Source organism: Frankia sp. Hr75.2 (assembly GCF_949319125.1).
Lineage (GTDB): Bacteria > Actinomycetota > Actinomycetes > Frankiales > Frankiaceae > Parafrankia > Parafrankia soli.
In genome coordinates, this window is the sequence record NZ_CASGGV010000086.1 from 1 (window position 1) to 5,068 (window position 5,068).

The 5,068-nt window shown below is 67.7% G+C and carries 4 protein-coding genes; 2 read left to right on the forward strand and 2 right to left on the reverse strand.

Annotation, left to right across the window (positions count from 1 at the left end; translation table 11 throughout):
- The coding region (locus AC559T_RS08210; RefSeq protein WP_498868312.1) for an FAD-dependent monooxygenase at positions 1-1,057 on the reverse strand (1,057 nt) is incomplete at its 3' end.
- Between the two features lie 739 nt (positions 1,058-1,796).
- Here AC559T_RS08210 and AC559T_RS08215 point away from each other — a divergent pair.
- Both AC559T_RS08215 and AC559T_RS08220 read left to right on the forward strand, forming a co-directional pair.
- On the forward strand, positions 1,797-2,846 hold the full coding sequence (locus AC559T_RS08215; protein WP_498868313.1) for an AraC family transcriptional regulator: 1,050 nt from the start codon (positions 1,797-1,799) through the stop codon (positions 2,844-2,846).
- 1,417 nt (positions 2,847-4,263) lie between these two features.
- Positions 4,264-4,650: a hypothetical protein gene (locus tag AC559T_RS08220; RefSeq protein WP_498868314.1), complete on the forward strand. Its 387-nt coding sequence runs from the start codon at positions 4,264-4,266 to the stop codon at positions 4,648-4,650.
- A 37-nt stretch (positions 4,651-4,687) separates the two neighbouring features.
- Here AC559T_RS08220 and AC559T_RS08225 read toward each other — a convergent pair whose 3' ends face one another.
- On the reverse strand, positions 4,688-4,840 hold the full coding sequence (locus AC559T_RS08225; RefSeq protein WP_235015120.1) for a hypothetical protein: 153 nt from the start codon (positions 4,838-4,840) through the stop codon (positions 4,688-4,690).
- Positions 4,841-5,068 lie beyond the last annotated feature (228 nt).

The window sequence follows — 5,068 nt, forward strand, 5'->3', positions numbered from 1 at the left end:
TCAGGGCACGTTCGACATCCGGCTCCAGTGCCATGAAGTAGGCGAGGGCACGTGCGTCGATCACAGCCTGGGTCGTCGCGTTGGAGCCCATGGGATGCATCGCGTGCGCGGCGTCGCCGAGCAGTGTGGCCTGCCCGCGGCTCCAGGTGGGCAGCGGGTCGCGATCGATCATCGGGTACTCGAAACATCCGCTCGCGGCCTGGAACAGGTCGGTCAGAAGGTGCCCGCCGGTACGCCATCCCACGAACTCGTGGGCGAACTTCCCGGCCGGCACCGGCCGGTTCCAGTCCGAGCGGTCGACCTCAGCGGTGTCGAAGCGACGGGAGACCGCCCAGTTGAGCAGCACATGCCCGTCACCGCGGGGCGGGGTCACCGCGTACACCACCGCCTTGCGGACTCCGTCACCCATGATGACCATGCTGTTCGCCGGGCTCACCGGCGGAGCCCAGGCCATGCCGCGCCAGACGACCTGTCCGTTCCAGACCGGTTCGCCGTCGTTGCCGAGGAGCGACCGCCGAACGGCGGAGTGGATTCCGTCCGCGCCGACCAGCAGATCGGCGGTAAGCCTGGTGGGCTGACCGCCGCGCAGGACGTCGACGTGCACCCCGGACCGGCTGGACACCCCGGTCACGCGGCAGTCACTGACGAGTGCGCATTCACCGAGCCGGGTGCGGACCGCGTCGAGAAGCACCTGCTGGAGCTCACCTCGTCGGATCGACAGTTGCGGCCAGTCGTAGCCGTCGGCCCGACCACGCGGCTCCGCCATGATCAGGTCACCGTGCTGGTTGTGGTATCGAATCTCCGCAGTCCGCACCGCCCGCCTCGCGACATCGTGATAAAGGCCGAGCGCGGCCAATTCACGTACCGCGTTGGGCAGCAGGTTCACCCCGGCGCCCAGCGGGCGTAGTTCAGGTGCGGCTTCCAACACGACGACACGGTCGAAACCGGCGTCCTGCAGGCTCAGTGCTGCCGCGAGCCCACCTATCCCCGCGCCCGCGACGAGAACTTTCGCGGCGCGAACCGACGCGCTGCCCGAAGTGCGCCCGGCTGCAACCACGACCTGGCTCCTCCCCCCGTACCCGTCGAGAACCGGCCCACGACAACGGTTCTCCACCCGAACCGGGGATGCAATAAAGTATCGACCAGGGCTACTTAACAAACGTCCATGCGTCCGAGACGGCTCGATGCCCGCGCGTCCCCGGGTGTCCGATACTCTGCGCACCCTGATACCACATCTGACCTCTACTGTCACCAAATATGGCCCGTCCTGCGGCGGCGGACAATCGCAGCTGGTTGGGCGGGCGCGTAGTCGGAGGTCGGCTCGATGTGGCCGCATCGCCTGCGGGAACGGGAGTTCCACCGGGACCCGTCCGGGCCCCGGAACGGGCCTGCGCCACCCGGGGGCCGCCGAACGAAAAGTGGAGTTTCCTGGATGACCCGGCAGTCCTGGACACCACCGAACTGGCCGCGGGCAGGCGCGGGTGGCATTGGCGCTATGTCGATCGAACCGAGCGGAAATCCCCCATTGCCCGTGAGACTCGTCACCTCGGCGGCACCGCCCTACCCGGTCGAGGGCCCGGGGTCACATGGCTTGACCTGGGCCCCGGCCCCGAAGACCACGCGATTCCCGATCAAGATGATATTGTCGTCTTCGCGACCAGGTGCAGACCTGAATCTGGCGGTTGTGTACAGGTTAGGCTCGGATACTGATGTACCGCGGATGACCCGGTCGAACGCCCGGTGTTCCGCAGGCACCGTCCAATGGAGCGAGCCGCCAGTACCGAGGGAGCGGGGACATGCCCGTGCAGGTAGCGGACCAGGAAAACGATCTGCTGGGTGAGCTTCTACGTCCGATTCGTCTGACCGGAGTGTTCCAGAGCCATTGGCTACTGAATTCTCCCTGGTCGATCGAGGGTGATTCTGAATCGGACTGCGTCGTACTCCACTACGTCATCGAGGGCTCGTGCTGGATCGGCACCGAGGGGGCCCGGCCGGTCCTACTGCGAGAGGGGGACCTGGCGGTATTCCCCACCGGGCGGTCGCACCGGGTCTCAGACCGCCCTGATCGGCGAGGCGTGCCGCTGCGGACCCTGCTCGCCGACCGCTCGCCGGGGACCTCGAGCCAGCTGGCTCTCGGTGGAGAGGGCGAGCAGACACGGATACTCTGCGCGGGCCTCTACTACGACGCCGACACCGTGTCCTCCTTGTACCACGCGTTGCCGTGGATCCTCACGCTCGAGCGGGAGGCCGTGGAGGCGGAACCACTGCTGCGGGACATCATCCACCAGCTCGTCACGGACCGGGACGGCGGGCCCGGGGCGCGCCTGATCACCCTGCGGATCTTCGAGGTCTTCTTCATTCTCAGTCTCCACCCACTGCTGCGCGGCATGATGGATCGCCCGGAGGTGCTCACCGCGCTGAAGGACCCGGCCATCAGCAAAGCTCTTCTGATCATGTACACGCGATTCGTCGAGCCCTGGACGATCGAGTCCCTGGCCCGGGAGGTCGGCATGTCTCGATCGGCCTTCGCGGCCAGTTTCCGCGAGATCGTCGGCGAGAGCCCGTCCAGCCATCTCATCCTCCGCCGGATGCGTGAGTCCGCGCGTCTTCTCGCGGAAAGCGACATCCCGCTCGGCGCGATACCCCAGAAGGTCGGGTACAAAAGTGCGGTCGGCTTCCACATCGCTTTCCGCAAGCGTTTCGGAATCACGCCCGGGGAATACCGTCAGCGCTTCCGGCGGGCGACCGGGAAGGCACCCACCGAGGGCGGCGCGCGAGACGGCACCGTAAGATCCACGACGCTGGGACGGGAAGGCTCCGCACCGAGGGTTTCAACCGGGCTCTGAGCGGTGCCCGTCATGCCGCGGGCGCGCGGGCCTCGTCCGTGAACCACGCCCGGCGGCGCCTGCTGGGAGGGCGCGGCGCCGGCGTTGTTCGCCATGGCCGCCGCAACGGGTCCGCGCACCTCGTTCCCGACGCCGAAGGATGAGCGTCTCTCGCCCTGCCTGGCCGGCAGCCCCGTCCTCGACGCGCGTCCCCGTCTGACGCGTCCCCGTTTATCGATTTTCCGACCAGAAGGCCGAGCATCGACCCGGCCGCGAAATCGCGTTGCCCGACCAGCGAATGCCAGCCGTTTGTGCGCGTTCCTGGCGTGACGTGAGGACGGTGCTCTTTCGGTAGCCCCTCCGCCGGCAGCCGTAATCCCGGGTGCGTCGCTACCACCGCGCAAGCACGGTGCCAGGCAGGGGCTACGACGGCGATCCTGACAGGTTCGAGCCGGTGCGTCCGTTCCCCGAGCCACGCGAGTGGAGGATCGAGCAGGGCCCGAACCCGGGAACAATCATCATCGGCTTGGTGAACGACGAGCTGACCCTCGGCCTGCACCCGGCGCTCATCTAGCCGCCGATGGTCGCGCTCTCACCCATCTTCGGCCTGGCCCGCGGCTGGACATTCGAGCAGGTCGGCTACTGTACCGGCCCGGCCAGCGACCCCGGATGTTCTCCACCACGGCCGCAAAGGCGAGCGCCGCAGCTTCTCCGAGGACGACTACGCAACGCTGATCGTCGCCGCGCACCACCAGCTCCACGCCCCGATCATCCTGTGCTGGGACAACCTCAAGTGCGCCACGCGGCGCCACGGAATCGAGTGGGGGTGAAAGGACTCCACCACCGGATGGTCGCAGCCGTCCGGTGAAGCTGAGGGCAGCCGCCACGTCCCGCCCGTCCGCCGGCCGCTCCGCCCGGGCTGGTCGGCCAAAGCAGCGCTCTCGGCGGCCATCATGCGTCACCCCCGGTCAGGAGCGGCGTGCCCGCCGGACGGACGTTGGGGGTGATAAGCGCAGGTAGACGGGCGGAAACGACCAGGCTCGGCTGAAATTTGCGTGGATGCTGTACGAGCCTCCCCAGGGGCACTGGTCACCGCGACCATCGGTGCGACCTGGGCATTTAGCCCGTCGGGCATCTTGGACGTCGATACTAACGCGAACCTCCACAACGTGACCGATCGCGCACGGAAAGCTGCAACTATGGCTGGTGGGCTCGCATGCCCCCGCTCCCGAGCCCGCCCATGCAGCGGCCGGACGTTGAGACCAAGCCATCGGAGAAACAGCAAGGACCAGAGCAGCGGCCAGGGCCGACGCGCAAATCGCTGAACGATCGCGATGGTGGAACCTCCGGTCGCGGCCGACGGAAATCGTTGGCCGCCTGCGATCGGACCGGGCAGTCTGTGCTCGTGGTCGTCCTCCCGTTCCCCGAGAACCGCACTGTGGGCACGATCGACTGGGTTGGCTCCTCCTACGACCACCTGGGGCCGCTGCCGGCACGCGGTGACGTGGAAGTACCGGACGGCGGGGAGGTGACCCTGAAGATCCACCCCGCCGCGGAGCTGGATGGCCACGGCGGCAGAACCGTCGAATCGGCCTCGGTCAGCCGCTCTCCGATCGACGTGCGCTTTCTCGATCAGCTGCCCTCCGACAGCATCACCATGCTGACGATCATGTATCCGGTTCAGCCCGGGTCGCTGTCCGCGCTGAGCGCACAGCTCGCTGCTGACACCGTGCCTCGTGATCAGCAGAAAGCCGCCGTTCCGGATCGGGCACCCCGACCTCCTTGCGGAGGTCGAGGGCCCGCGCCCGGGTTTCGGGGCAGATGAGGCCGAGGCGCCGGCGCGTCCCCTCGGTCAACTGCCGTTACACCCGCACCACGGGGTTCAGCGACCGACCGGGGTTCTGGAACACCATGGCGATCTGCTTGCCCCGGCTCTCCGCCCGCTCCTTGAGGAGATCCCGGCCCTGGAACACCACCTGGCCCGAGCATCCGGACCGAGCGATGATCAGACCCATGATCGCACGTGCCATCACTGACTTGCCGGACCCGGACTCCCCACCACACCCAGGGCCTGGGTGTGGTGAGGGTCCAGGGACACGTCGTCGACCGCGCGCACGACGCCACGCGGTGTGCCGATGTAGGCGCGAAGGTTGCGCACCTCCGGGGCAGGCTCAGCATTCATGGGTCACGGCTACCTTTCATCCGGGTAGCGACCGACTACTGCTGGAGCCGCGGGGTGACGA